Source organism: Gordonia amicalis NBRC 100051 = JCM 11271 (assembly GCF_000332995.1).
GTDB classification, from domain to species: domain Bacteria; phylum Actinomycetota; class Actinomycetes; order Mycobacteriales; family Mycobacteriaceae; genus Gordonia; species Gordonia amicalis.
Genome location: NZ_BANS01000016.1, coordinates 64,713 through 86,153 on the forward strand (window position 1 = coordinate 64,713; position 21,441 = coordinate 86,153).

Annotated in this window: 17 protein-coding genes and 4 pseudogenes; 11 read left to right on the top strand and 10 right to left on the bottom strand. The window is 68.1% G+C overall.

From position 1 onward, the window contains the following. Window positions 1–7: 7 nt before the first annotated feature. The gene (locus tag GOAMI_RS08730; RefSeq protein ID WP_006436109.1) at window positions 8–1,567 is read right to left on the bottom strand and encodes a transposase; all 1,560 of its coding nucleotides are present in this window, start codon (window positions 1,565–1,567) and stop codon (window positions 8–10) included. A 101-nt stretch (window positions 1,568–1,668) separates the two neighbouring features. Next, on the bottom strand, window positions 1,669–2,631 hold the full coding sequence (locus GOAMI_RS08735; protein WP_006436110.1) for a GlxA family transcriptional regulator: 963 nt from the start codon (window positions 2,629–2,631) through the stop codon (window positions 1,669–1,671). An 82-nt stretch (window positions 2,632–2,713) separates the two neighbouring features. Between GOAMI_RS08735 and GOAMI_RS08740 the strand changes: the two genes are divergently transcribed. The 3 genes from GOAMI_RS08740 to cobF are packed head-to-tail and all read left to right on the top strand — an operon-like array spanning window position 2,714 to window position 4,534. Next, window positions 2,714–2,929 (top strand): hypothetical protein, encoded by a 216-nt coding sequence (locus GOAMI_RS08740; protein ID WP_006436111.1) that lies wholly within the window; start codon window positions 2,714–2,716, stop codon window positions 2,927–2,929. A gap of 25 nt (window positions 2,930–2,954) precedes the next feature. Then, entirely contained in the window at window positions 2,955–3,764 is an 810-nt protein-coding gene (locus tag GOAMI_RS08745) for an SDR family oxidoreductase (RefSeq protein ID WP_006436112.1), read from the top strand. Between the two features lie 2 nt (window positions 3,765–3,766). Beyond that, on the top strand, window positions 3,767–4,534 hold the full coding sequence (cobF, locus tag GOAMI_RS08750) for a precorrin-6A synthase (deacetylating) (RefSeq protein ID WP_006436113.1): 768 nt from the start codon (window positions 3,767–3,769) through the stop codon (window positions 4,532–4,534). A gap of 138 nt (window positions 4,535–4,672) precedes the next feature. Here the strand turns inward: cobF and GOAMI_RS08755 are convergent, their stop codons facing one another. After that, a complete protein-coding gene (locus GOAMI_RS08755; RefSeq protein WP_006436114.1) occupies window positions 4,673–5,422 on the bottom strand; it encodes an ABC transporter permease in 750 nt (249 codons plus the stop codon). Window positions 5,423–5,432: 10 nt separating this feature from the next. Beyond that, window positions 5,433–6,173 carry a 3'(2'),5'-bisphosphate nucleotidase CysQ gene (locus tag GOAMI_RS08760; protein ID WP_040004697.1) on the bottom strand — a complete coding sequence of 247 codons (741 nt, stop codon included), beginning with the start codon at window positions 6,171–6,173 and terminating at the stop codon, window positions 5,433–5,435. Window positions 6,174–6,198: 25 nt separating this feature from the next. Between GOAMI_RS08760 and GOAMI_RS08765 the strand changes: the two genes are divergently transcribed. Together GOAMI_RS08765 and GOAMI_RS08770 are read left to right on the top strand one after the other, a co-directional pair. Next, window positions 6,199–7,089 carry a DNA-formamidopyrimidine glycosylase family protein gene (locus GOAMI_RS08765; RefSeq protein ID WP_006436116.1) on the top strand — a complete coding sequence of 297 codons (891 nt, stop codon included), beginning with the start codon at window positions 6,199–6,201 and terminating at the stop codon, window positions 7,087–7,089. A gap of 3 nt (window positions 7,090–7,092) precedes the next feature. Continuing rightward, window positions 7,093–7,761 (top strand): response regulator transcription factor, encoded by a 669-nt coding sequence (locus tag GOAMI_RS08770; RefSeq protein WP_006436117.1) that lies wholly within the window; start codon window positions 7,093–7,095, stop codon window positions 7,759–7,761. On the opposite strand, the gene GOAMI_RS08775 is transcribed toward GOAMI_RS08770, so the two are convergent. After that, window positions 7,746–9,089, bottom strand: coding sequence for a sensor histidine kinase (locus tag GOAMI_RS08775; protein ID WP_236577714.1), 1,344 nt, complete (start codon window positions 9,087–9,089; stop codon window positions 7,746–7,748). The genes GOAMI_RS08770 and GOAMI_RS08775 overlap by 16 nt on opposite strands. A gap of 292 nt (window positions 9,090–9,381) precedes the next feature. On the opposite strand from GOAMI_RS08775, the pseudogene GOAMI_RS23880 reads away from it, so the two are divergent. From GOAMI_RS23880 to GOAMI_RS08800, 5 genes and pseudogenes are all read left to right on the top strand, one after another. Beyond that, window positions 9,382–11,111 (top strand): annotated as a pseudogene (locus GOAMI_RS23880) (thiamine pyrophosphate-binding protein). Beyond that, window positions 11,108–11,771 (top strand): annotated as a pseudogene (locus tag GOAMI_RS08785) (SRPBCC family protein). Before GOAMI_RS23880 ends, GOAMI_RS08785 begins: the two co-directional pseudogenes overlap by 4 nt. Next, a complete protein-coding gene (locus GOAMI_RS08790) occupies window positions 11,768–12,793 on the top strand; it encodes a 3-oxoacyl-ACP synthase III family protein (RefSeq protein WP_006436123.1) in 1,026 nt (341 codons plus the stop codon). The pseudogene GOAMI_RS08785 and the gene GOAMI_RS08790 overlap by 4 nt, the downstream one beginning before the upstream one ends. Further along, window positions 12,790–13,822, top strand: a pseudogene (locus tag GOAMI_RS08795) (pyridoxal phosphate-dependent aminotransferase). Before GOAMI_RS08790 ends, GOAMI_RS08795 begins: the two are co-directional and overlap by 4 nt. A gap of 29 nt (window positions 13,823–13,851) precedes the next feature. Beyond that, window positions 13,852–14,600 (top strand): annotated as a pseudogene (locus GOAMI_RS08800) (SDR family oxidoreductase). 10 nt (window positions 14,601–14,610) lie between these two features. Here GOAMI_RS08800 and GOAMI_RS08805 read toward each other — a convergent pair. From GOAMI_RS08805 to GOAMI_RS08820, 4 genes are all read right to left on the bottom strand, one after another. Further along, entirely contained in the window at window positions 14,611–15,144 is a 534-nt protein-coding gene (locus GOAMI_RS08805) for a hypothetical protein (protein WP_040004699.1), read from the bottom strand. 20 nt (window positions 15,145–15,164) lie between these two features. Then, window positions 15,165–15,692 carry a hypothetical protein gene (locus GOAMI_RS08810; RefSeq protein WP_040004700.1) on the bottom strand — a complete coding sequence of 176 codons (528 nt, stop codon included), beginning with the start codon at window positions 15,690–15,692 and terminating at the stop codon, window positions 15,165–15,167. Between the two features lie 109 nt (window positions 15,693–15,801). Then, window positions 15,802–17,499 (bottom strand): glucose-6-phosphate isomerase, encoded by a 1,698-nt coding sequence (pgi, locus tag GOAMI_RS08815; protein ID WP_006436125.1) that lies wholly within the window; start codon window positions 17,497–17,499, stop codon window positions 15,802–15,804. Window positions 17,500–17,574: 75 nt separating this feature from the next. After that, window positions 17,575–17,934: a chorismate mutase gene (locus tag GOAMI_RS08820; RefSeq protein ID WP_006436126.1), complete on the bottom strand. Its 360-nt coding sequence runs from the start codon at window positions 17,932–17,934 to the stop codon at window positions 17,575–17,577. 100 nt (window positions 17,935–18,034) lie between these two features. Here GOAMI_RS08820 and GOAMI_RS08825 point away from each other — a divergent pair, with 100 nt between their 5' ends. Next, window positions 18,035–19,846 (top strand): hypothetical protein, encoded by a 1,812-nt coding sequence (locus GOAMI_RS08825; protein WP_040004701.1) that lies wholly within the window; start codon window positions 18,035–18,037, stop codon window positions 19,844–19,846. 1 nt (window position 19,847) lies between these two features. On the opposite strand, the gene GOAMI_RS08830 is transcribed toward GOAMI_RS08825, so the two are convergent. Beyond that, complete coding sequence (locus GOAMI_RS08830; protein WP_006436128.1) at window positions 19,848–21,404, bottom strand: hypothetical protein; 1,557 nt, start codon at window positions 21,402–21,404, stop codon at window positions 19,848–19,850. Between the last annotated feature and the right edge of the window lie 37 nt (window positions 21,405–21,441).

Genomic DNA, 21,441 nt, shown 5'->3' on the forward strand with positions numbered 1-21,441 from the left:
TCCCGCTTCAGGTGGTTGCGGGGTTGAGGTAGCCGGTTCCGATGGCTTTCATCAGGTTGTGGACGAGTCCGTGGAAGCTGAATTCCGCTGTTGCTCGGTCGATTCCGCGACCGGTGAATCGTTTGAACCCTAGGTTGTGTTTCGCGTGCCCGAACGGGGTCTCGGCGATATGGCTGCGTTTGCTGTAGAGCCGATGTCCTTCCTCGGTGGCCAACCGGTGGGCCATCGCCTCTACTGGTGTGGCGTCAGGTGGGGGTTGGCCGTGGGTAGGACTGGTGCGGGCGGTCTTGTGGATCTCTCGGCTTTTGCCGATAGCGATCAACCGATCGGGTCCTGGCATCGTGAGGTTGGCGTCGCTGAGGTAGCCGGCATCAGCAAGTAGCACCCCGATCCCATCAGCGCGGTGATGGTGAGCGTCAATGAGCTCGGCGGCGTCGATAGCTTTGCTGAACATGTCGGCGAAGGCGACGACGTCGGCGTTGTTGTTGTTCACACCGGTGGCGATGATCAGCCCATCTTCGCTGGTCACGGCCTGGCAGTTGTATCCCTGCACCCAGCCACCGCCGCGTAGCGGCATCAACCGCGACTGCGGGTCGGTGATGTTGCGTCGGGGACCAGCCACCCTCGCGTCGGCTGAGCGTGCAGCCTGCTTTTCGCGGCGGTCGCGGTCAGCGATCGCGTGGTCCAACCGAGCCCGGGCACGTCGCACGAACAGATGATCGTCCACGGCCACCGGCCTGGGTCCTCGTTGACCAGGGCGGTAGCGATCGATCTTGGCTTGCTGCACCGCGCGGGCGCGGTGCCAACTCGCGGTCAACGCCTCGACCCGGGTCGCGATCGGATAGCGCCCACCCTCGCCCCCGGCGACTCGCCGGGTGTGTGCTTCGACCTCGGCGGCATCGGTGGCCGCGGGTAACTGGGCCAATGCTTGGGCGATACGCGCACGCCGCGAGGAGTGGTCGGCCAACTCCGGTGGCAGCTGATCACCCCGGCCTGGGCCGTGCTGGTCGTCCTCGGCGGCATCGATAGCGGCATGTTCGGCGCTGGCACGTGCCGCTTCAGCTGCCAACGCCTTCCACAAACCGTCTGCAGTGCGATTCGCACTGGTGGAGGCGTTGGAGGCGATCTTGACCCCATCGAGGGCAACCACCCCTAGCTGACCCATCCCTACCCGGGCGCACAATGCCAGGACCTGGGTGAACAGGTCCTCGACGACGTCGGTGCAGTCGGCGCGGAAACGAGAGATCGTCACATGATCGGGTGCGTCGCCGGCGCAGATGATTCGGTAGGCGACATCACGCTGGCACAGTCGTTCCAACTGCCGTGAGGAGCGTTGCCCGTGTGCCCACCCCCAGATCAGCAGGGTCAGCAACATGTCCGGGTCATAACCGGCCCGACCGACGCCACCGGTCTTTCGTTTCGCGTGCAACCCCGAGGTATCCAACGCCGCGACTGTTTCGATCACCAACCACACCGGATCATCAGCTGCTAACCACTCACGCATACTCGGCGGCATCAGAAACTGTTGATCTCGCTGCACCGGACGATACCCCTTGGCCACCAACACATCATCGACCACCAAGCACCGCCCAACAGCCCCGACAAGCCGAAAAAGCCAGCGAGAAATCCCGCTGGCATTTCGAAACAGCCCCTGACCGCGGGTCCGAGCTATGACACGGCGGCGGACTTCGCGAAGCGACGGCGGTACACGAGCGGCGAGACGCCCACGGACGCCGCGAAGTGGTGCCGCAGCAGTGTCGCCGAGGTGAATCCGACCAACCGCGCGACCTCTTCGACGGGCGCGTCGGTGGATTCCAGCAGGTTCTTCGCGGCGAGGACGCGATGCTCGGTGAGCCATCGCCGCGGTGACACCCCGACCTCGTCGACGAATCTGCGCGCGAATGTCCGGCCGGACATGTGCATCCGTTCCGCCATGTCGTCGACGCTGATGTCACTGTCGAGGTGCTCGAGGAGCCAACTGAGCAGAGCGCCGAAACCCTCGTCGGAGCAGGAGGGCATCGGGGCGTCGACGAACTGTCGCTGACCGCCGTCACGGTGCGGCGAGACGACCATGCGGCGGGCGATCCGGTTCGCGACGCCCGGTCCCCAGGCCTCGCGTACGAGATGCAACGACGCGTCGATCCCGGCCGCGGTGCCGGCGCTGGTGGTGATGGGACCGTCGTCGACGAAGAGGACGTCGGTGTCGACCGTCGCCTTCGGGAACTGTCGCGACAATTCGTCGCCGTAGCGCCAGTGCGTGGTGCAGCGGCGACCGTCGAGCAGGCCGGCCGCGCCGGCGACGAAGGCGCCCGAGCACACGGTGAGCACGCGGCCGCCGTTGTCGACGACCGCGCGCACGGTGTCCAGGATCTCCGCGGGATAGTCGCCGTCGACCTTTCCGCCCGGGATGGCCACGAGGTCGACGTCGCGGCACTCGTCGAGGGTGTGCGAGACCTGGAGTGAGACTCCGTTGCCGACGCGCAGCGGGACCGACGGATCGGGGGAAGCGACCCGGAAGTCGAATGCGGGAACACCGTCGTCGGTGCGGTCGAGGCCGAACACCTCGTGGATCACGCCGAACTCGAAGAGCGCGACGTTGCCGTGGAGGAGGACCCCGACCGTTGTCAGCATGACGTCAGTATGGCAGAAAATTTGTGGACATTGTCATTTGCGCCACTGTTGGCTGAAATCAAGTGCGCAGAAAATTACTGCCATGATCATCGCACTCATCGTTCTCGCCGTCCTGGCCGTGGTCGCCGCGGCGACCTTGGTGTACGTCACCCGCCGCACGCCGACCGGTCGCCGCACTCCGCTTCAGCGCTTCGCCGACTGGTGGACGCGCGATCCGCAGCGTCCCTACGGCCCCGACACCGATCGGGTCGCGGCCGAACTGAGCATTCTCACGCGTCGCTACGACCGTCTCGTCTGAAACGGGCTGCGATACCGTAGCGGGCGTGAGCTCTCAGACCGTTCTCGTCACCGGCGCGACCAGCGGCATCGGCGCCGAAGTCGCCCGCCAGTTCGTCGCCCGCGGGCATCGGGTCTACGGCACGACCCGTAACCCCGACGCCGTGCGGCACCCGATCGCCGGTGTCACCTACGTCCGCCTGGACAACGCCGACTATGACTCCGCCACCGCCTGTGCCGACCTCGTCGGTCCGGTCGACATCCTCGTCAACAACGCCGGCGAATCGCAGGCCGGCGCGCTCGAGGACACCTCGATGCAGGCCATCGAGGATCTGTTCCGCGTCAACGTGTTCGGGCCGATCGCGCTCACGAAGGCGGTTCTTCCGGGGATGCGGGAGCGGCGTCGGGGCACGGTGGTCATGGTCGGCTCGATGCTGTCGAGTTTCCCGGTCGCGTTCCGTTCCAACTACGCGGCGACCAAGTCGGCGTTGAAGGCGTTCGCGCTGGCCACCCGTCGTGAGGTCGCGCCGTACGGGATTCGCATGATCTCGGTGGAGCCGGGCACCATCGCCACCGGGATCGGTGATCGTCGGTCCATCCACGTCGGCGAGAACTCGCCGTACCGTGCCGAATACGAGACCCTCGCCGCGGCCACCCGCCGCAACGAGGACGCCGGGATCGGCGCACAGGACATGGCCACCCAGATCGTCGACGCGGCGCTCGCCGAACACCCGAAGCCGTTCTACGCCAGAGGAAACCAGGCGGGAATCGTGTTCTTCCTGCGCCGGCTCGCGCCGCGCCAGCTGATCCTGGACATGACCGCCCGGAAGCACGGCCTCCCCAAGGTGAAGATCTGACCGTGCGAATCACGCTGCGGGTCATCGGGATCGGGCCCGGCGGTCCACGCCAGGTCACACTGCAGGCCATCGACGCCATGGCCGACGTCGACGCCTTCCTCGCCCTCGAGAAGGGAACGGCCAAGAGCGGGTTGCTCGACGCGCGCCGGGTGATCCTCGATGCGCATGCGCGCGCGGGCTATACGCTCGTCGAGATCCCCGATCCGCCGCGTGATCGCACCCCGGCCGACTACGACGCCGAGGTCCGGCGCTGGCATGCGGCTCGCGCGGACCTGATCGCCGCCGCACTGCGGAACGAGGTCGGCGACGGCGGGGTCGCGGCCTTCCTGGTGTGGGGCGATCCGGCGCTCTACGACAGCACACTGCGCATCGTCGACGACCTGGCCGCCCGCGACGACCTCGAGCTCTCGATCGAGGTGATTCCCGGCGTGACCAGCGCCAGCGCACTCACCGCCGCACACGGCATCGTCGCCAACCGCGTCGGCGAACCGATCCACATCACCACCGGTCGCCGCCTCGCCGAGACACCCGCCGGCGCCGATGCCAACCAGATCGTCATGCTCGACGGCGATCTGGCCTTCCGTCACACGGCTAACCCGGACGACCACATCTGGTGGGGCGCCTACGTCGGCACCGCCGACGAGATCCTCATCAGCGGACGGGTGGGCGACGTGACCGACCGGATCGTCGAAGCTCGTGCCGAGGCGCGTGAACGCATCGGCTGGATCATGGACATCTACCTGCTGCGCAAGGCTTCCCGCCCCGCATGATCGCAGAACTGAAGTCTGAGGAACCTTCCACTTCCAGACTTCATTCCGAAGTTGCGACTTCGATCGAGGTCGCAACGTCGAAATGAGTTCTGGGAGTGAAGGAACGACCAGAAAGACCCGCCACCTTTCTGACCGACATCACAGGTCCTCTCGCGCCACCAGCTCCACCGTGACGAGCATGGCGATCGAACTGACGGCGAGCAGCGCGATGAGTACGAACAACTGCATCGCCGCGGCGGCCCACACCGACGCGCCGCCGAGCACCATGCCGACGAAGGCGCCCGGGATCGTCACCAGCCCGACGGCCCGGGTCTGATCGAGTCCGGGTATGAGAGCGGTCGCCGACGCCGGGGCGCAGATCTCGAACCGAGCGTCGCGGGGGAGAAGACCCAGCGAAAGTGCGGCCTCGACTTCACCGTGACGTGTGGTCAGCTCGTCGTGTGCGCGCCGACCGGCGAGGGAGGTGGTGACCATCGCGCCGCCGAGCAAGATGCCGGCGGTGGGGATGACCGCGATACCGCGGGCGGGCAGCACACCGACCACGACCAGCACGAGCACGATGACGATCGTCGGTGCCGCGACCGGGCCCAGGCACCGCGCGACGGTGACGAAGTCGGATTGTTTCGGACGAATGCGCCGCGCCGACGTCCAGGCCGCCGCCGCCGCCATGACCACGACGAACAGCGCGGACGCCCACAGATGCGGAATCACCACCGCCAGTACGCCCGCCAACGCGGCCAGTTGCACGACGGCCCGCAGGGTCGCCACCAAAGTGTCGGTGGCCAAACCGCTTCGGCGGTTCACCAGCACCGCGACGAGAGCGAGCACACCGATGGCGATCGCGAGGACCGGTCCGATCCGGACGACGGCGTCGCCGATTCCGTTCACACCGGCCAGTTCACCAGATCTGCTGCAGGGCCGCGAGCATGTCCTCGCGGATCTCGCGGCGGCAGATCACGAAGTCGGGCATGTAGGGGTGGCGATTGTTGTAGACGATCTCCGACCCGTCCAGGCGACTGCAGTGCAGCCCGGCCGCCAGTGCGACCCCGACCGGGGCCGCGTTGTCCCACTCATACTGGCCGCCGGCATGGACGTAGGCGTCGGCATCACCGCGGACGACGGCCATCGCCTTCGCGCCGGCCGACCCGACCGGAACCATCTGCAGGCCGAGCCGGTTGGACACGTAGCTCGTCTCGTACGAGCCGCCCCACCGCGAGGTCACCATGCGACGGGTCAGTTCGGCGCCCGGCTTCTCGACGGTGTCGGCGCGGAACAGTTCACCGGTAGCGGGCAGCGAGACCGCCGCCTCGGTGACGGTTCCGTTATCCGTCAACGCCACGTGCACAGCCCAGTCCGCGCTGCCCGCGGCGAATTCTCTTGTGCCGTCGAGCGGGTCGATGATCCACACGCGCCGGGCCGTCGCGCGGTCGCCGACGTCGGCGGCCTCCTCGGACAGAACAGCGTCGCGCGGACGGTGTTTGCGCAGGACGGTGGAGATCCACGCCTGCGCGAGAGCATCGCCGACATCGCCGAGCATGCTGCCGGCCAACAGGTCGCCATGACGAATCCCGAGGAGGATCTCCCCGGCTCCCTGGGCGATCCGGGCGGCCAGCTCGGCGTCGGAAAGTCGGGAAGTCATCCCTTTACTAGAGCACACTGGTGGCATGCCCGAGCTCCCTGAGGTGGCCGCCATCGCCGACTATGTCGACGGACGTGCAGCCGGACTCCCGATCCGGCGAGTCGATGTCGCGTCCTTGTCCGTGCTCAAGACGGCCGATCCGCCGTACACCGCGCTCACCGACCGGATCGTCGATTCGGTCGGTCGCGTGGGCAAGTACCTGGTCATCCGGACCATCCCGGGTTCGGAGGCGACGGCGCAGGAGCCGACGCTGGCGCTGGTCATCCACCTGTCGCGCGCCGGCTGGGTGCGATGGAGTGAGGACCTCTCACCCAAGCCGCTGCGCCCGGGCGGGAAGTCGCCGATCGCGCTGCGGGTGCACTGCGGTCTCCCCGGTGAGGGATTCGACGTCACCGAGGCCGGAACCCAGAAGCGTCTGGCGGTATGGCTCGTCCGCGACCTCACCGAGATCGACCGCGTCGCCGGACTCGGCCCCGACGCACTGGAACTGACCGGGGAGCAGTTCGCCGAGATCCTCGCCGGCACCACCGGGCGCGTCAAGAACGTGCTCACCGACCAGCACACCATCGCCGGGATCGGGAACGCCTACTCCGACGAGATCCTGCACACCGCGCGACTGTCGCCGTTCGCGTCGTCGAAAACTCTCAAACCCGACCAGGTGAGCGCACTCTACGACGCGATGCGCGCCGTGTTGACCGACGCCACGACTCGCCTCGAGGGGCAGACCGTCGCCCGGCTGAAGTCGGAGAAGCGCACCGGCCTCCGCGTCCACGCGCGCACCGGACTGCCGTGCCCGGTCTGCGGCGACACGGTCCGTGAGGTGTCCTTCGCCGACCGCTCCTTCCAGTACTGCCCGACCTGCCAGACCGGTGGCAAGGTGCTCGCCGACCGCCGGATGTCGCGGCTGCTGAAATGAGCGATGGTGCACGCGCTCGTCGTCGACGATGACATCAGAGCAGCCGAGACCGTCCGCCGGATACTCGTCAGTGACGGGTGGGCGGTCACCCTGGCCTTCGACGGTCCGGAAGGGCTGTGGCGGGCCACCGAGGGAAGCTACGACGTGATCATGCTCGACATCATGATGCCGGGGATGAACGGGTACCGCGTGCTCCAGAGCCTTCGTGAGCGCGGGATCTGGACCCCGGTCCTGATGCTGAGCGCGAAGGACGGTGAGTACGACCAGGCGGAGGCGCTCGACTGCGGCGCGGACGACTATCTGGTGAAGCCGTTCTCGGTCGTCGTGCTCAAGGCGCGGCTGCGGGCGCTTCTGCGTCGTGGTGCCCCGGAGCGTCCCGCGACCCTGCGCGTCGGAGACCTCTTCCTCGACCCGGCCGAACACCTCGTGCGTCGCGGCGACACCCCGATCACCCTGACACCACGCGAGTACGCGGTGCTCGAATGCCTCATCCGCCACGCCGGAACCGTCGTCTCGAAAACCGCCATCCTGCACTCGGTCTGGGACGAGAACTACGAGGGTGACCCCAACATCATCGAGGTGTACATCGGGTACCTGCGCAAGAGGATCGATCAGCCGTTCGGCGTGCACAGCATCGAGACCGTCCGCGGGGTGGGTTACCGCATCGGTTGACGAGGCGGCATCGCGAGTGCCGTGCTGACCTCGCCGTCGCCCATACCCTCCGGGAGACGACGAGCCGTCGGGAGAGAGATGACGAAGGTGACGCCGTGCGCGAACCCGGCCGGCGGGTCCTGCACGTACACCGAACCGCCGTGCGCACGGACGATCTCGCGGACGATGGACAGCCCGAGACCGGAGCCGCTGCGGTTGCGGCGATCGACATCGAGTCGGGTGAAGCGGTCGAAGATGATGTCGCGACGATCCCGCGGGATGCCCGGGCCGTCGTCGGTCACCGCGATCGACGCGATCCCGCCGGCCGGGTCGAAGTACATGTCGAACCGGACCGTCGACGCCGCGTAACGCACCGCGTTCTCGGCGAGGTTGCGGAGCGCGCGCGACAGTTTCTCCGGATCGCCCGACGTCCTGATCGGGATGATCGTGGTCGCGACTGCGGCGAGCCCCAGTGACCGGAGGCGCCACGCCTCGGCGGCGACGATGTCGTCGAGGTCGACGTCCCGGATGTGCAGCGGCACACCGTGTTCGTCGGAGCGTGCGAGCAACAGCAGATCGTCGACCATGTTCTGGAGCCGGCGGGCTTCGGGAAGAAGCAAGGTGCGGAGTGTCTGCACGTCGATCGGGGAGTCGGTGTCGTCGGCGAGGTCGAGGAGGCCGACCACTGTGGTCAACGGACTACGCATCTCGTGTGAAGCATCCCCGACGAATCGCAGCTGCGCCGCACGGCTTTGTTCGAGACGTTCGAGCATCGAGTTCATGGTCGTGGCCAGACGCGTCACCTCGTCGTCGGTGGACGGGACCGGCACGCGACGCGACAGATCCGACGCGGTGATGGCGGTGACCTGCTCGGTGATCCGCCCGACCGGGCGCAGCGCACGACCCACGAAGAACCAGATGGCGACCGCGGACAGGAGAACCAGGATCGGGAGTCCGACCGCGAGCACCAGCGCCGTGTTGATCAGACTCTGCCGGTACGCGTCCGCCGACACCGCGACGATCACGGTGTACGAGGCTCCGTCGTGCGAGGTGGCGGTGACGGTCGCGCAGAACTCCACGTCGCTGCCGGGGATCAGCCGGCCCTTCACCTGCGACGACGTCCACAGTGCCGGACGCTCCGTCGTCACCGCGTCGGCCGACGCGCCCGGTGAGGACGCCACCACGTCGCCGGTCCCGTCGATCACCTGCACGATGTCGGCCCCGGAACCCATCCCGAGCGACTCGGGGGAGATCGCCGAGATCCCGCCCTCTCGGATCTCTGCGGCGATCTCGTAAGCCCGGTAGCTCGTCTCGTCGTACATCGTCCGGCTGTCCGCGCGATTCAGCATGAACAGCATCACCGCGGCGCCGATGAGCAGAGCGATGGTGACGAGGAGGGTACCGACGATCGTGGACCGGATGCGGACTCCCTGACTCCGGCGTAGAAGAGCGGGGGGCCGGGGGAGCGCGGGGCGACCGGAGGCATGCGTGGAAAACCGGACATCGCGACTCCTCGCCGGTGCCTACCGAGACGACACCTGCTGATCACTCAGCCTAGGTCGTCATGCGTCCGCTCCGACAGTGTTCGAACGGTGTACTGCTTCAGCGGTTCTTCAGGTTCGGCGACGCAGAGTTGTTCCCATGACCTTGACCGCAGACCTCAGGCACCGGGCAACCGTCACCGGCAACGTGCGCGTCGCGACTCAGACGGTTGCCGAATACATTGTGGAACAACTGATCTCGGCGTCAATGACCCTCGGGTTCGGTGTGCACGGAGCCAACATCGAAGACCTCTACGACGCGGCGACGCGTGCGCCGGGGATGACGGCGGTCGTCGCCAAACACGAGTTCGCCGCCGGTGCGATGGCCGACGGCACCGCTCGGATGAGCGGCCGGCCCGGCGTCGTCATGACCACCTCGGGTGGTGGCGCGATGAACGTCGTCCCAGCGCTCGCCGAGGCGTACGACAGCCGGGTCCCGGTGCTCGCACTGATCGGTACCGCGCCGTCGACGCTGGTCGGCCGCGGGCCTTCCAGGACATGCTCGCGCCGCCGGACACCGTCGACATCGCCGGAGTCCTGTCGGCCGTCACGGGTTCGTGTTCGGTCGTCGGGCACGCCGACGAGGTGCCCGCTGCGCTCGCCACGGCCTTCGCCACCCTTCACCGAGGTCTGCCGGCCGCTGTCCTGCTGCCCAAGGACGTCCAGTCCGCGCCGGGCCCCGAACTGCGGCAACTGCATCCCGGGGAGTGGGTGCAGCACGGAATCGGCGTACCGGGGCCGACGCTGTTCGCCGTCGCCGACGAACTGTGCGCTCTCGCGGAATCCGATGCCCGGCTGCTCATCTGGGTGGGTGACGAGGCCTCCCGCGCGAAGGCCGGTCGACCGGTCGAAGCTCTCGCCGACGCGCTCGGTGCGGTGGTCGTCGCGGCTCCCGGCGGCCGTGACCTCCTCAGGGACGCCGACGGTTTCGCGGGCGTCACCGGTGTGATGGGACATCCGTCGGCGCATCGGGCCATCGCCGATGCGGACGCGTGCCTCGTGCTCGGGTGTCGCATGACGATGACCGATCGCGCCGGACTCGACGAGGCACTCGGACGACTCCGGTTGATCCACCTCGGCGCCGAACCGCCGCGGATGCCCGGCGACGTCGACCATGTGCCGTGTACCGACCTCGCCGCCGCGATCTCGCGACTGGCCGGTGGGGTCCGGCGACGACTCGGCCACGATCGCCCGCGCGAAGCGGTCTCCGTGACCCACCTGATCGTGCCGCCCGGCCGAGCGGGCCTGGACATGCGCACCGCGGTCGAGGAGATCGGGCGTGCGTTGCCGCCGGACACCCCCGTGTTCGCCGACGCCGGCAATGCCGGCGCCGCCGCGATCCACCACCTCCCGTGCGGCCACGGCAGATTCGTGGTGGCGCTGGGCATGGGCGGCATGGGATACGCGATCGCGGCCGGGATCGGCAACGCCATCGACTCGGCCGCCTGCGAGAAGCCGAAACGAACCGTGGTGATCGCGGGAGACGGCGCATTCTTCATGCACGGCATGGAGATCCACACCGCCGTCGAACACTCCGCGCCGGTCACCCTCGTCCTGCTCAACAACAACGCACACGCGATGTGAATCAGCCGGGAATGACTCTTCTTCCCGAACACGCCCAGTGTCAACAGGTTTCAACCCAGTGACCTGGCCGGCGGATTGGCCGCCATGTTCGACGGGCTGGTCGTCGCCCGCGCATCCGACGCCGCATCTGTACGCGCGGCAGCCACCGAGCTGCTGTCGCAATCCGGTCCGAACTGTCTCGTCGTCGACGTCGATCCCGACGAGATACCCCCGTTCGCCCCGCTCATCCCGAAAGGACAGTCATGACAGTGCTACAACCCGCCCTCTCCGACCTCGGCGAGGATGCCGCGACCCTCGCCGGTCTCGTCCGCATCGAAACCCATCCGCGGCCGGTCGCGACCCCGCTCGTGCTCGACAAGCTGCGGTCGGTGTATCCCCACGACCAGATCTACGGTGAGTTCTGCCCGGTGCAGGGCTACGTCGACGCCCCGCCCCGCGAGGTGTTCGACTGGCTCGCACACACCCGGTCGCTGGAGAATGGAGCTACAGCCTCCGCGGATTCACCGAGACCGAGGAGCCGGGATTGTGGGTCGCGCAGGACCGGTTGGGAGCCGACACCGCAATCTACGTCCGCACGGTCGCCTCGCCCGAGTCGATGACCGTCGACTATCACTGCGCGTGGGACCAGGGCCGTCACCTCTGGATGATCTACCTGATGCGGTCGTCGACGCCCAGGTGGTCTTCGACAAGCCCGGTTCCGTTGTCCTGTGGGTGAATTGCCATCACCCGTTCTACGACGAGAACCCCTTCCCGGAGACCGCTCCGCCCGAACGGCCGGTGTGGGTGGGGGACTTCTGGGACACCTTCGCCCCCGGCCATCAGATCGAACTCGACAACCTCACCGCCATCGCCGAATACCGGCACCGCAACGGCCTCCCGCTCACCCCAGAATGGATGCGATCATGACATCGAACCCCGTCAGCCTCATCGACCTCGCCACCTACCTTCCCGAGAAGGTCGTTCCCGCAGCGTATTACGCGCAGTTCGCCGAGGACGACACCCTGGCGGACAACGTGATGTTCCGCGCACCGGCATTCCGTCATCATGCTGCCGAGGGGGAGACGTCGGCAGACATGATGATCTCGGCCACGCGTGAGCTGTTCGAGCGGCACGGCGACGATTTCCTCGACGACGTCGACGTGGTCCTCACCCACAGTCAGCTGCCCGAGGTGCCCGTGCGCGGTTGCGGAGGGGAGGTGGCCCACCGTCTCGGCATGAGACCTTCGACTGTCCTCGATGTACACAACGGCGGTTGTGCGGCGTTCATCCACATGATCGATGTCGCCGCGGCGTTGCTGCGGGCCGGCGGAGGCCGCAAGGCGTTGCTCGGGTTGGCGCAGAACAGTGCAGGTCAGGTGTTCGCCCAGGAACAGGTCCGCGGCAAGGCGCAGGCCGCCATCCCGGGAGACGGTGCGGCGGTGGCCGTGCTGACCGTCGACGACGTGGATGCGAGCCCGGTCCTCGGCCTGCGTTGTCACTCGTTCGGGCAGTACTCCGGCGACATGACCGGGGTCTCCGACCCGCCCCGCAAGTACTGGGAGGCCGGACCGGGCCAGGTGCACATCGGGTTCACCGACTCCAAGATCGCGAAGGTGCTCGCCCGGGGCAACCGGATGGTGCCCGAAGTCGCCATCGAGGTGGCCGACGAGATCGGCATCTCGCCGTCGGATCTCGACTGGTTCGTCACCAATCAACCCAGCCGAATCATCCTGCGCAATTGGCGTGAGGCGCTCGAACTGTCGGACAGCCATCACCCGGACACGTTCGACGAATGCGGCAACCTGTTCGCCGTGGCCATCCCGGTCACGCTTGACGCCGCCATCTCCGACGGTCGCATCGGCGAGGGCGACATCGTGATGATGGCTGCGTTCGCGCACGCCGGCGACTTCTCCGCGGCCGCCGCGCTGAGATGGGGAGGACGGCCATGAGTCCGCCGCTCGCCGGCGGCGCGTCCTGGCCACGCATCCGACTGGACCTCAACGAATCGGCCTACCCGCCGCTGACCTCGGTCGCGGCGGCGCTGCAGAACGAGATCGTCGACACCCATCGGTACCCCGACTTCCTGCCCGATCGCACGCGCGGACAGATCGCCTGCCACCTCGGTGTCGTACCCGAGCGGGTCACCGTGGGCGCGGGGGCGGCCGGAGTCGCCCTGGCAGCCTTGCAGTGCGCGGCCCGCCAGGCGGCAGAGGCCGGCGTCGCCACGCCGGCGCTGCTCACCTCGACGCCCACCTTCGACGGCTATCCGATCCTCGCGCGGATGGTCGGGATGCGCTTCGACGCAGTCGACCTCGCCGACGACGGCGCAGTCGACCTCGATCGCCTGCTCGCGGCGATCACCCCGGAGACGGTGGTGGTCGTGATCTGCTCGCCGCACAACCCGACGGGCTCGGTGGTGGACGCGGGCGACCTCAACCGGTTCCTCGGAGCGGTGCCGCCGCACGTGATCACCATCGTCGACGAGGCGTATGTGGAGTTCGGCGAGACCACGCCGGACCTGCATCGGCTGATCCGGAACCCCCGCGTAGTGGTGCTGCGGACCTTCTCCAAGGCGTACGGTCTGGCCGCACTCCGCGTCGGGTACGGAATCGGCCCCACCGAACTGATCACCGACCTGCGCGCACACGAGGTGCCCTTCGCCGTCGGCCGGGCCGCGATGGCGGCCGTCCCGGTCGCGCTCGACGCGGAACTCGAGCTGGCGCAACGAGTCCGGTCGATGAGGGGGGAGCGGGACCGGATGGTGGACATGCTCGCGCACATGGGCTTCCGGGTGCTGCCCAGCCACGCCAACTTCGTCTTCCTCCCCGGTGCGGAGGGCGTGTCGGTCGGCCGGATGCTGTGCGGGCTCGGGGTTGCGGTGAAGGCGTGCGGCACGGCGGGAACCCGTATCACCGTGGGCGACCGTTCCAGCCGATCAGGTCATCCGCGCCCTGCGACTCACCTCCAGGTCCGCGTAGCCGGCGGTGGTGCCGGTAGGTTCGGGTCCATGACCGCGACGACACGGCAGAAGATCCTCATCACGGGTGCGAGTTCGGGACTCGGCGAGGGCATGGCCCGCAGATTCGCCGCCCAGGGGCGTTCGCTGGCACTCGCCGCGCGACGCCTCGACAAACTCGAGGCGCTGGCCGCCGAACTGCGACCCTCGGCGGCACAGGTCGCGATCGCCCGACTCGACGTCACCGACCTCGACGCGGTGCCGGTCGCCTTCCGCGCGCTGGCCGGCGAACTCGGCGGCCTCGATCGCGTCATCGTGAACGCCGGGCTCGGCAAGGGGGCGCCGATCGGCACGGGTAAGGCGGCGGCCAACCTCGAGACCGTACAGACCAATCTCGTCGGCGCGCTCGCGCAGGCCGAGGCCGCGCTGGAGATCTTCCGCGAGCAGAACGCCGGCCACCTCGTCCTGGTCAGCTCGATCTCCGGGGTCCGGGGCATGCCCAAGGCGCAGGCGGCGTACTCGGCGTCGAAGGCCGGTCTGACCGCGCTGGGGCAGGGACTGCAGGCCGAGTTCGCGGGCTCACCGATCAGGGTGTCGGTCGTGGCGCCCGGCTACATCGAGACCGACATCAACCGTGGCGTGAAGACCTCGCTGATGGTCGACACCGACAAGGGCGTCGACGCCATGGTCGCGGCGATCGAGGCCGAGAAGAACTGGGCCCGGTACCCGCGTGGCCGTGGACGCCGATCGCCGCGGCGCTCAAGTACCTGCCGGCGTCGATCAGTCGACGGATGGTCTGAGGCGGAGCGGCTACTTCCAGTAGTCCTCGTCGAACACCTCGTCGGGGATCTCGTCACCGGGTTCGACGCCGAGCTTCTCGAGCCGGCCCATGATCGCGGCGGCGGTGGCCACGAAGGTCACGAGATCCTCGGATTCGACGGATCTTTCGGCGGGATCGCCACCGAGGAACTCGTAGAGGGCCGGCGGTACGCAGGCGCCCATGTCGAGCGAGCGTGTGCCGGTGGCGGTCCGCCAGGCATCGAAGCTCGCGACGTCGACGGCTTCGGCGACCTCGCCCGTGCGGACGGCTGCGAGCACGTCGTCGATGGTTGCCAACTCACCCGAAGATCCGCTGGACGCGTCGAATCCGAGCACCGTCTCGGCGTCGATGGATTCGTCCTCGGCGAGCGTGAAGTAGACGACCCCACGCCAGTCCGAGGCCAGCGCCTCGATGTCGGTCCGGCCGAAGATGTCTCCCAGCAACTCGCTGACCTGGTCACGACGACGGCTCCCCAACATCTGAAATGCGCCCGACGCCACGCTCTGTCCCTGCTTGTTCGCCACAGACCGTCACCTTACGCAGGTCAGTCGTCGATGCCGAGCACGACCACGCGGCCCGTCGACGGCGACAGGTACACCGTCGCCCGCCAGTCACCCGACGAGAACGCGTCGTCCAGGTGCTGCCCGCCGACGAACTCGCCGACCGGGACGAAGCCGCGCAGTTCGGCGGCCACCCGGTCGGGCGCGGCCACCGGTTCCGCGTGATACTCATCGGCCCAGGCGGTTGCGCGCTCGGGCCCGACGTCGACGACGGCGTCGAACCAGTAGGCGGTGGGACCGGGTACCCGCTCGGAGGACCCGGGGGCGGACCCGAGGGTTCCCGCTGCCCAGCAGTCGACGATGCCGTCGGTGAGCAGCGGAAAACGACGGGCCACCGGCTCGATGTTCCGGCTGGGACCGGCCGTCACGACCTTCACCGCCGCGGGAGCGGACATCGACGTGCCCGGCGCGCGATCGACGGGATCGTCGGGGGTGCAACCGGTGACGCCCACGAGAGCCAGTGTGACGACCGCGAATCCGGCTGCGGGGCGTCGAATCCGGTGTGGCAGCATCCCGCCACGCTAGCTTCCCGCGATCCCGTTTCCCATCCGCTGATCGGATCCGATCAGCGCGAAGGAACCGGCACTGCGGGAAGGGAACGCGCTCGCGGGAGCTCCGACCTCAGACCGCTCGACCCCGATGGCTGCGGTACCACGCGACCAGCTCGTTCGTCGACGAATCGTCGTCGCTCGCGGGCGCATCGGCCTGGGTGATGGTGCCCAGGAGTGCCTTCGCCTGGGTCTTGCCGAGTTCGACGCCCCACTGGTCGAAGGGGTTGATCCCCCAGATGACACCTTCGACGAACACCTGGTGTTCGTACAGCGCGATCAGCTGGCCGATCACCGACGGGGTCAGTCGGGGAGCGAGGATCGACGTGCTGGGGCGGTTGCCCGGCATCACCTTGTGCGCCAGCACATGTGCGGGTACGCCCTCCGCGGCGATCTCGTCGGCCGTCTTGCCGAACGCGAGCACCTTGGTCTGCGCGAAGTAGTTGCTCATCAGCAGGTCGTGCATCGAACCCGATCCGTCGGGACCGGCGGGCAGGTCGTCGGTGGGTTCGGCGAAGCCGATGAAGTCGGCCGGCACGATCCGCGTGCCCTGATGCAGCAGCTGATAGAACGCGTGCTGGCCGTTGGTTCCCGGCTCGCCCCAGAAGATCTCGCCGGTGTCGGTGGTGACGTGGTGTCCGCTCGCGGTCACCGACTTGCCGTTGGACTCCATGGTGAGCTGCTGCAGGTAGGCGGCGAAGCGTGCCATGTCGTTGCTGTAGGGGAGGACCGCCCGGGTGTCGATGTCCCAGAAGTTGTTGTACCAGAGGCCGATCAGGCCCAGGATGACCGGCGCATTCTGCTCGAGCGGCTGGGTGCGGAAGTGTTCGTCGACGATGTGGAAGCCGTCGAGGAACTCGGCGAAACGCTCCTTGCCGATCGCCGCCATCACCGACAGTCCGATCGCCGAGTCCACGGAATAGCGTCCGCCGACCCAGTCCCAGAAGCCGAACATGTGGGAGGTGTCGATCCCGAACCTCGCCACCTCGTCGGCATTGGTGCTCACGGCGACGAAATGCTTTGCCACCGCCTCGGACCCGGCATCGAGGGCCTCGAGCAGCCAGCTCCGTGCGGCGGCGGCGTTGGTCAGCGTCTCGAGGGTGGTGAAGGTCTTCGACGCGATGATGAACAGCGTGGTCTCGGGGTCGAGCCCGTCGAGGGTGCCGACCATGTCGGCCGGATCGACGTTGGAGACGAAGTGGCAGCGGATCCCGGCGTCGACGTAGTGGCGGAGAGCCTGGTACACCATGACCGGCCCCAGGTCCGACCCGCCGATGCCGATGTTCACGACGTCGGTGATGCGTTTTCCGGTGTGGCCCTTCCACTCTCCGCTGCGAAGACGGTCGGTGAACTCGCCCATCCGGGTGAGGACCTCGTGCACGTCGGCCACCACGTCCTGCCCGTCGACGGTCAGGGTGGCGTCGGCCGGGAGCCGAAGGGCGGTGTGCAGGACGGCCCGGTCCTCGGAGGTGTTGATGTGCGCGCCGGCGAACATGTCGTCGCGGCTCTCCTCGAGTCCGACCTCGCGGGTCAGGCTCATCAGCAGTTCGAGTGTCTCCCGCGTCACCCGATGCTTGGAGTAGTCGATGTGGAGATCGCCGACGTCGACGGTCAGATCGCGGCCGCGCGCAGGATCGAGCGCGAACACCTCGCGCAGATGAAGTGCGTACACATGCGGTTGGTGTGCGGCGAGAGCCTGCCAGGACTGCGTTGCGGTGATGTCGCCGTGGTCGGTGCCGGTGAAGTCGCTCCCGGTTGCCTGCGTGCTCATGACACCCAACCCTATGTGTTCGGCGTCCCCACCGCGACGCTCGTCACAGCCGTCGGCACAACTTCACGATCGCGGTCAGCGTCCGAGCGGACCCCGCCCGAGCCGGAGCAGGAGCATCGCGAGGGTGTGACCTTCTTTGCCGAGATCGGCGAAACGATCGAGGACCTTCACCTCGCGGCTGTGCACGAGTCGCGGACCGCCCGACGCCATCCGCGCGGCGCCGATCTTCTTCGAGACCGCCGAGCGTCGTTTGACCGCACCGAGGATGACGGCGTCGAGCCGGTCGATCTCCAGACGCAGTTCGTCGATGTCGTCCGGCAGGTCATCGACGTCGGAGGTGAGCTGGTACTTCTCGAGATCGATCGTGTTCTCGAAGGACGTCCCCGTCGATTGCTGGGGTTCGTCGGATCCGGAGCTCGGGCTGCGATCGGTCACGGCCTGATTTTGCCACGTCGCACCGATCCGACCTGCAGGTACCCGAGCGGACCCGGCACCCCCCGATGTGCTCGCGGTCGCCACATGGAGACTGGAGCGCATGCTCAATGCGCGCATGATGTCGATGATCGCGGTGGCCCTGATCGCCGGACAGCTGATCATCCGGGGGTGGCTCGTCGCGACCGGGAACTTCTACTGGGACGATCTGGTGCTGATCGCCCGGGCCTCGTCGAACCCGATCCTCTCCTGGGAGTACCTCGGGCACAGTCACGACGGCCATTTCATGCCGGCGGCCTTCCTGCTGTCCGGAGTGGCCACGTGGCTGGCGCCGGTCAACTGGGTGGCCCCGGCCCTGACGCTGATCGTGCTGCAGGCCATCGCGTCGATCGCGGTGTGGCGGATGATCCGCGTCATCGCGCCCGCGGCCCGGGCCGGCGCGCTGGTGGCGCTGGCGTTCTATCTGTTCAGTCCGATGACGGTGCCCGCCTTCGCGTGGTGGGCGGCGGGCCTCAACACCCTGCCGATGCAGGCGGCGCTGGCCTGGATCGTCGCCGACGCCGTGGGACTCGCACGCGGTGACGTCGACCCGGCCCGACGCCGCGCCGTGTGGATCCGGTCGACGGTGGTCTTCGTGGTCGCACTGGCCTTCTTCGAGAAGTCGCTGTTCATCCTCCCGATCGCATTCGTGGCCGCGGTCCTGGCGAACGGCAGTGGGCGACGCTCGCTGACGTCGACCCTGCGCGCCGGCCGCGAGCTGTGGGCGTCGCTCGCGGTGATCACCGCGATCTGGACCGTCGTGTACTTCGTCACCGCCGATCCGACCGCGGGCAACCACTCGGTCGAACAGACCGCCCGGCTGGTGTGGCGTTCGGTGAACCACGCCATCGTGCCGTCGCTGGTCGGTGGCCCGTGGGAGTGGGACCGGTGGACGCCGAGCCCGCCCACCGGGTTCCCCGCGACGTGGATGATCGTCGCCGGCTGGGTGGTCCTGGCCGCGGTCGCCGGGTGGGCGGTGACCCGGGCGCGCGGGGCGGTGCCGATCGTGGCCTTCGCGGCGCTGTACGCGGTCGCTGCGCAGATTCCGGTGATGTGGAATCGGTCGAGCCCGGAGACCGCGCTCGAGCTCGCCCAGCACATGCGGTATCTCCCCGACACCGCGCTCGTGTTCGCCATCGCGATCGCGCTGCTGGTCGGCGTCCGGCCGACGAATGCCCGGCCGACCGATGCGCAGCCGGACCGCCACGCTGCCGAGGAGACGTCGCCGACGGTGCTCCTCCTGCCCGCTGTCGGTGCGCTGGCCATGGTGTCGGCGCTCGTCTCGCTCGTGTCGTTCTCGGCGTCGTGGCGTGACAACCCGACCGGCGACTACCTCGACGCGGCGGTCGCCACCCTGCACGACAACGCCGACGCGACGCTGCTGGATCAGTCCGTCCCGCTGGAGATCCTGCAGCCGGTCGTCTACCCGGACAACCAGATCAGCCGCATCTTCGGTCGAGTCGACCCGCGGCCGGTCTTCGGCACGAGTACCGACCGCCTCCTCGTCCTGGACACCGCGGGCAACGCAGTGCCCGGCGGGGTGACCCAACGCCGGCTCGTCACCGCCGGAAAGGGCAGCTGCGCCCGGCCCGAGATCTCCGGACCGTCACGTCTGGAACTCGACGGCCCGCTGTTCCGCTGGCCGTGGACGGTCGCCCTCAGTTATTGCGCCACCCGCGACGGCGAGATCGAGATGAAGCTCGACGGCGGCCGGGCGGTGCGCGTACCGGTCCGGTCGGGGCTCGGCTCGATCTACGTCCGCCTCGACGGCGGCGGCGACGCGATCTCGGTGCGTCCGGTGACCGCGGGGCTGCGACTCCACACCGGCGCCGGCCGGGTCGGCGAAGCGGTCGAGGCGCGCTTCGCCGGCGGCTGACCTACTCGTAGAAGTACGCGGTGACGTTGTCGGTCTGTCCCTCGGAGTCGATCAGCGAACGCAGCGCCGACGCGGTCTCCGGCTCGTTGACGAAGTAGACGACCTTCACGTCCCCTGCGGCCTTCACCTGCTCGCCGATCTGCTTCTTGAGGACCGCGGTCCCCTCCCAGCTCGGGTCGAAGCTGCCGGCACTGATGTGCTCTTTGTAACCGGGACCGAAGGTGACGTGCAGGTTGCCATCGGTGCCGATGCCGTCGAAGAGATACTCACCGCGCTTCACCGCGTAGTAGCTGGGCAGACCGGTGATGCCGGCGCCGTAGCGCGCCTGCTCGGGGCTCTTGTTCCCGGTGCGGACGTAGACGACCTCGGTGTTGGTCTGCTTCTCGTTGTCGTCGATGAGTTTGTTGAGGTCGGCCTCGGTGGTGTCGAGGAACGCCAGGTAGGTGTATGCCGAACGCGGACCGATCGACGAGTTCGCCGGCAGGTTGGTCGCGGTGCATCGCGTCGTGGCGGTGCGGCCGAAGTCGACGCGCACGACCGGCTTGCACTCGCCGCCCAGTGCGCCCGCGGGGCGGCCGCCGACGGCGAAGTTCAGGGTCATGCCGTAGTTGAAGTGACCCGTGACGTCGTCGGCCCACGGGATGCCGGAGACGGAGAAGTCGTAGGCGCAGGCCACGGTGGTGCACTCGCCGACCAGTCGCGGGGTGACCACCGGTTGCTTGGCCCACAGGCCCGGCGCCGGCGCCGACACCAGATCGCCGACGAGGGCACGCTGATTGGCGAACACCTTCTGGGCCTGGTCGGCGGGCTGCAGGCTCACCGAGGTGTCGATGTCGTAGGTCGCCGAGCCCTGCTTGGACTGACCCTTGACGTTGGTGACGTTCTTGGTCTCCGGATCGAAGGTGACCTCCCAGCCGCCGATCTTCACCTTGTTGTCGCCGATGAACTCGATGGGCGGGTCGCTCGTCGGCCACCGGCGGGCGTCGGGCGTGCCCTTGTTCGGGGTGGGGAGCTCGGCGCCGAGCTGCGGTTCGGAATCGGATTCCACGTTGCCGATGTCGCCGGCGAGGTTGTCCGGGCCGAGGATGGTGCCGAAGCGCGGGAGGCTGGTGAAGCGGGTCGACGCCCACTTGTTGTCCAGCGGCGCCATGTCGAGGTTCAGCTTCTCGTCGGCGACGAGCAGCTCGTTCCACAGGGCGTTGGGCGCGCTGATGAAGGGGTTGTTGCTGATCTGGCGGTACTCACCCTGCTCGGATCCGAGCGACACCGTGCCCTCGGCGGTGTTCGACGTCGTCACGATGAGGTCGCTGAACTCGACCGTGCCCTCGCCGCGGGCGTCCTCGTACTTGTAGGCGACCTTGCCGGTGTACTTGGCCGCGGGGCTCGTCGCCATCTTGAAGAGCACCTCGTCGAGGCTCTTCTGGCCGCGGAACGCGGCGGTGGGTTCGACCGTGCCCGCACTGCTGAACGGCACGAACGACAGGATCAGGGCCACGGCGAGTGCCAGTGCTCCGACGACCATCACGATGGCGGCGGGGACAATGGACGGTCTCTTCATGGTCGCCTCTTTCGGTCGACGAGGCATGGATCCGCAT

What these genes read in the sequence shown, in the direction of transcription:
- GOAMI_RS08735 (WP_006436110.1), bottom strand. Translation starts at nt 2,631, where the DNA reads ATGCTGACAACGGTCGGGGTCCTCCTCCACGGCAACGTCGCGCTCTTC.
- GOAMI_RS08740 (WP_006436111.1), top strand. Translation starts at nt 2,714, where the DNA reads ATGATCATCGCACTCATCGTTCTCGCCGTCCTGGCCGTGGTCGCCGCG.
- GOAMI_RS08760 (WP_040004697.1), bottom strand. Translation starts at nt 6,173, where the DNA reads ATGACTTCCCGACTTTCCGACGCCGAGCTGGCCGCCCGGATCGCCCAG.
- GOAMI_RS08765 (WP_006436116.1), top strand. Translation starts at nt 6,199, where the DNA reads ATGCCCGAGCTCCCTGAGGTGGCCGCCATCGCCGACTATGTCGACGGA.
- GOAMI_RS08770 (WP_006436117.1), top strand. Translation starts at nt 7,093, where the DNA reads ATGGTGCACGCGCTCGTCGTCGACGATGACATCAGAGCAGCCGAGACC.
- GOAMI_RS08775 (WP_236577714.1), bottom strand. Translation starts at nt 9,089, where the DNA reads ATGCTGAATCGCGCGGACAGCCGGACGATGTACGACGAGACGAGCTAC.
- GOAMI_RS08790 (WP_006436123.1), top strand. Translation starts at nt 11,768, where the DNA reads ATGACATCGAACCCCGTCAGCCTCATCGACCTCGCCACCTACCTTCCC.
- GOAMI_RS08810 (WP_040004700.1), bottom strand. Translation starts at nt 15,692, where the DNA reads ATGCTGCCACACCGGATTCGACGCCCCGCAGCCGGATTCGCGGTCGTC.
- pgi (WP_006436125.1), bottom strand. Translation starts at nt 17,499, where the DNA reads ATGAGCACGCAGGCAACCGGGAGCGACTTCACCGGCACCGACCACGGC.
- GOAMI_RS08825 (WP_040004701.1), top strand. Translation starts at nt 18,035, where the DNA reads ATGCTCAATGCGCGCATGATGTCGATGATCGCGGTGGCCCTGATCGCC.
- GOAMI_RS08830 (WP_006436128.1), bottom strand. Translation starts at nt 21,404, where the DNA reads ATGAAGAGACCGTCCATTGTCCCCGCCGCCATCGTGATGGTCGTCGGA.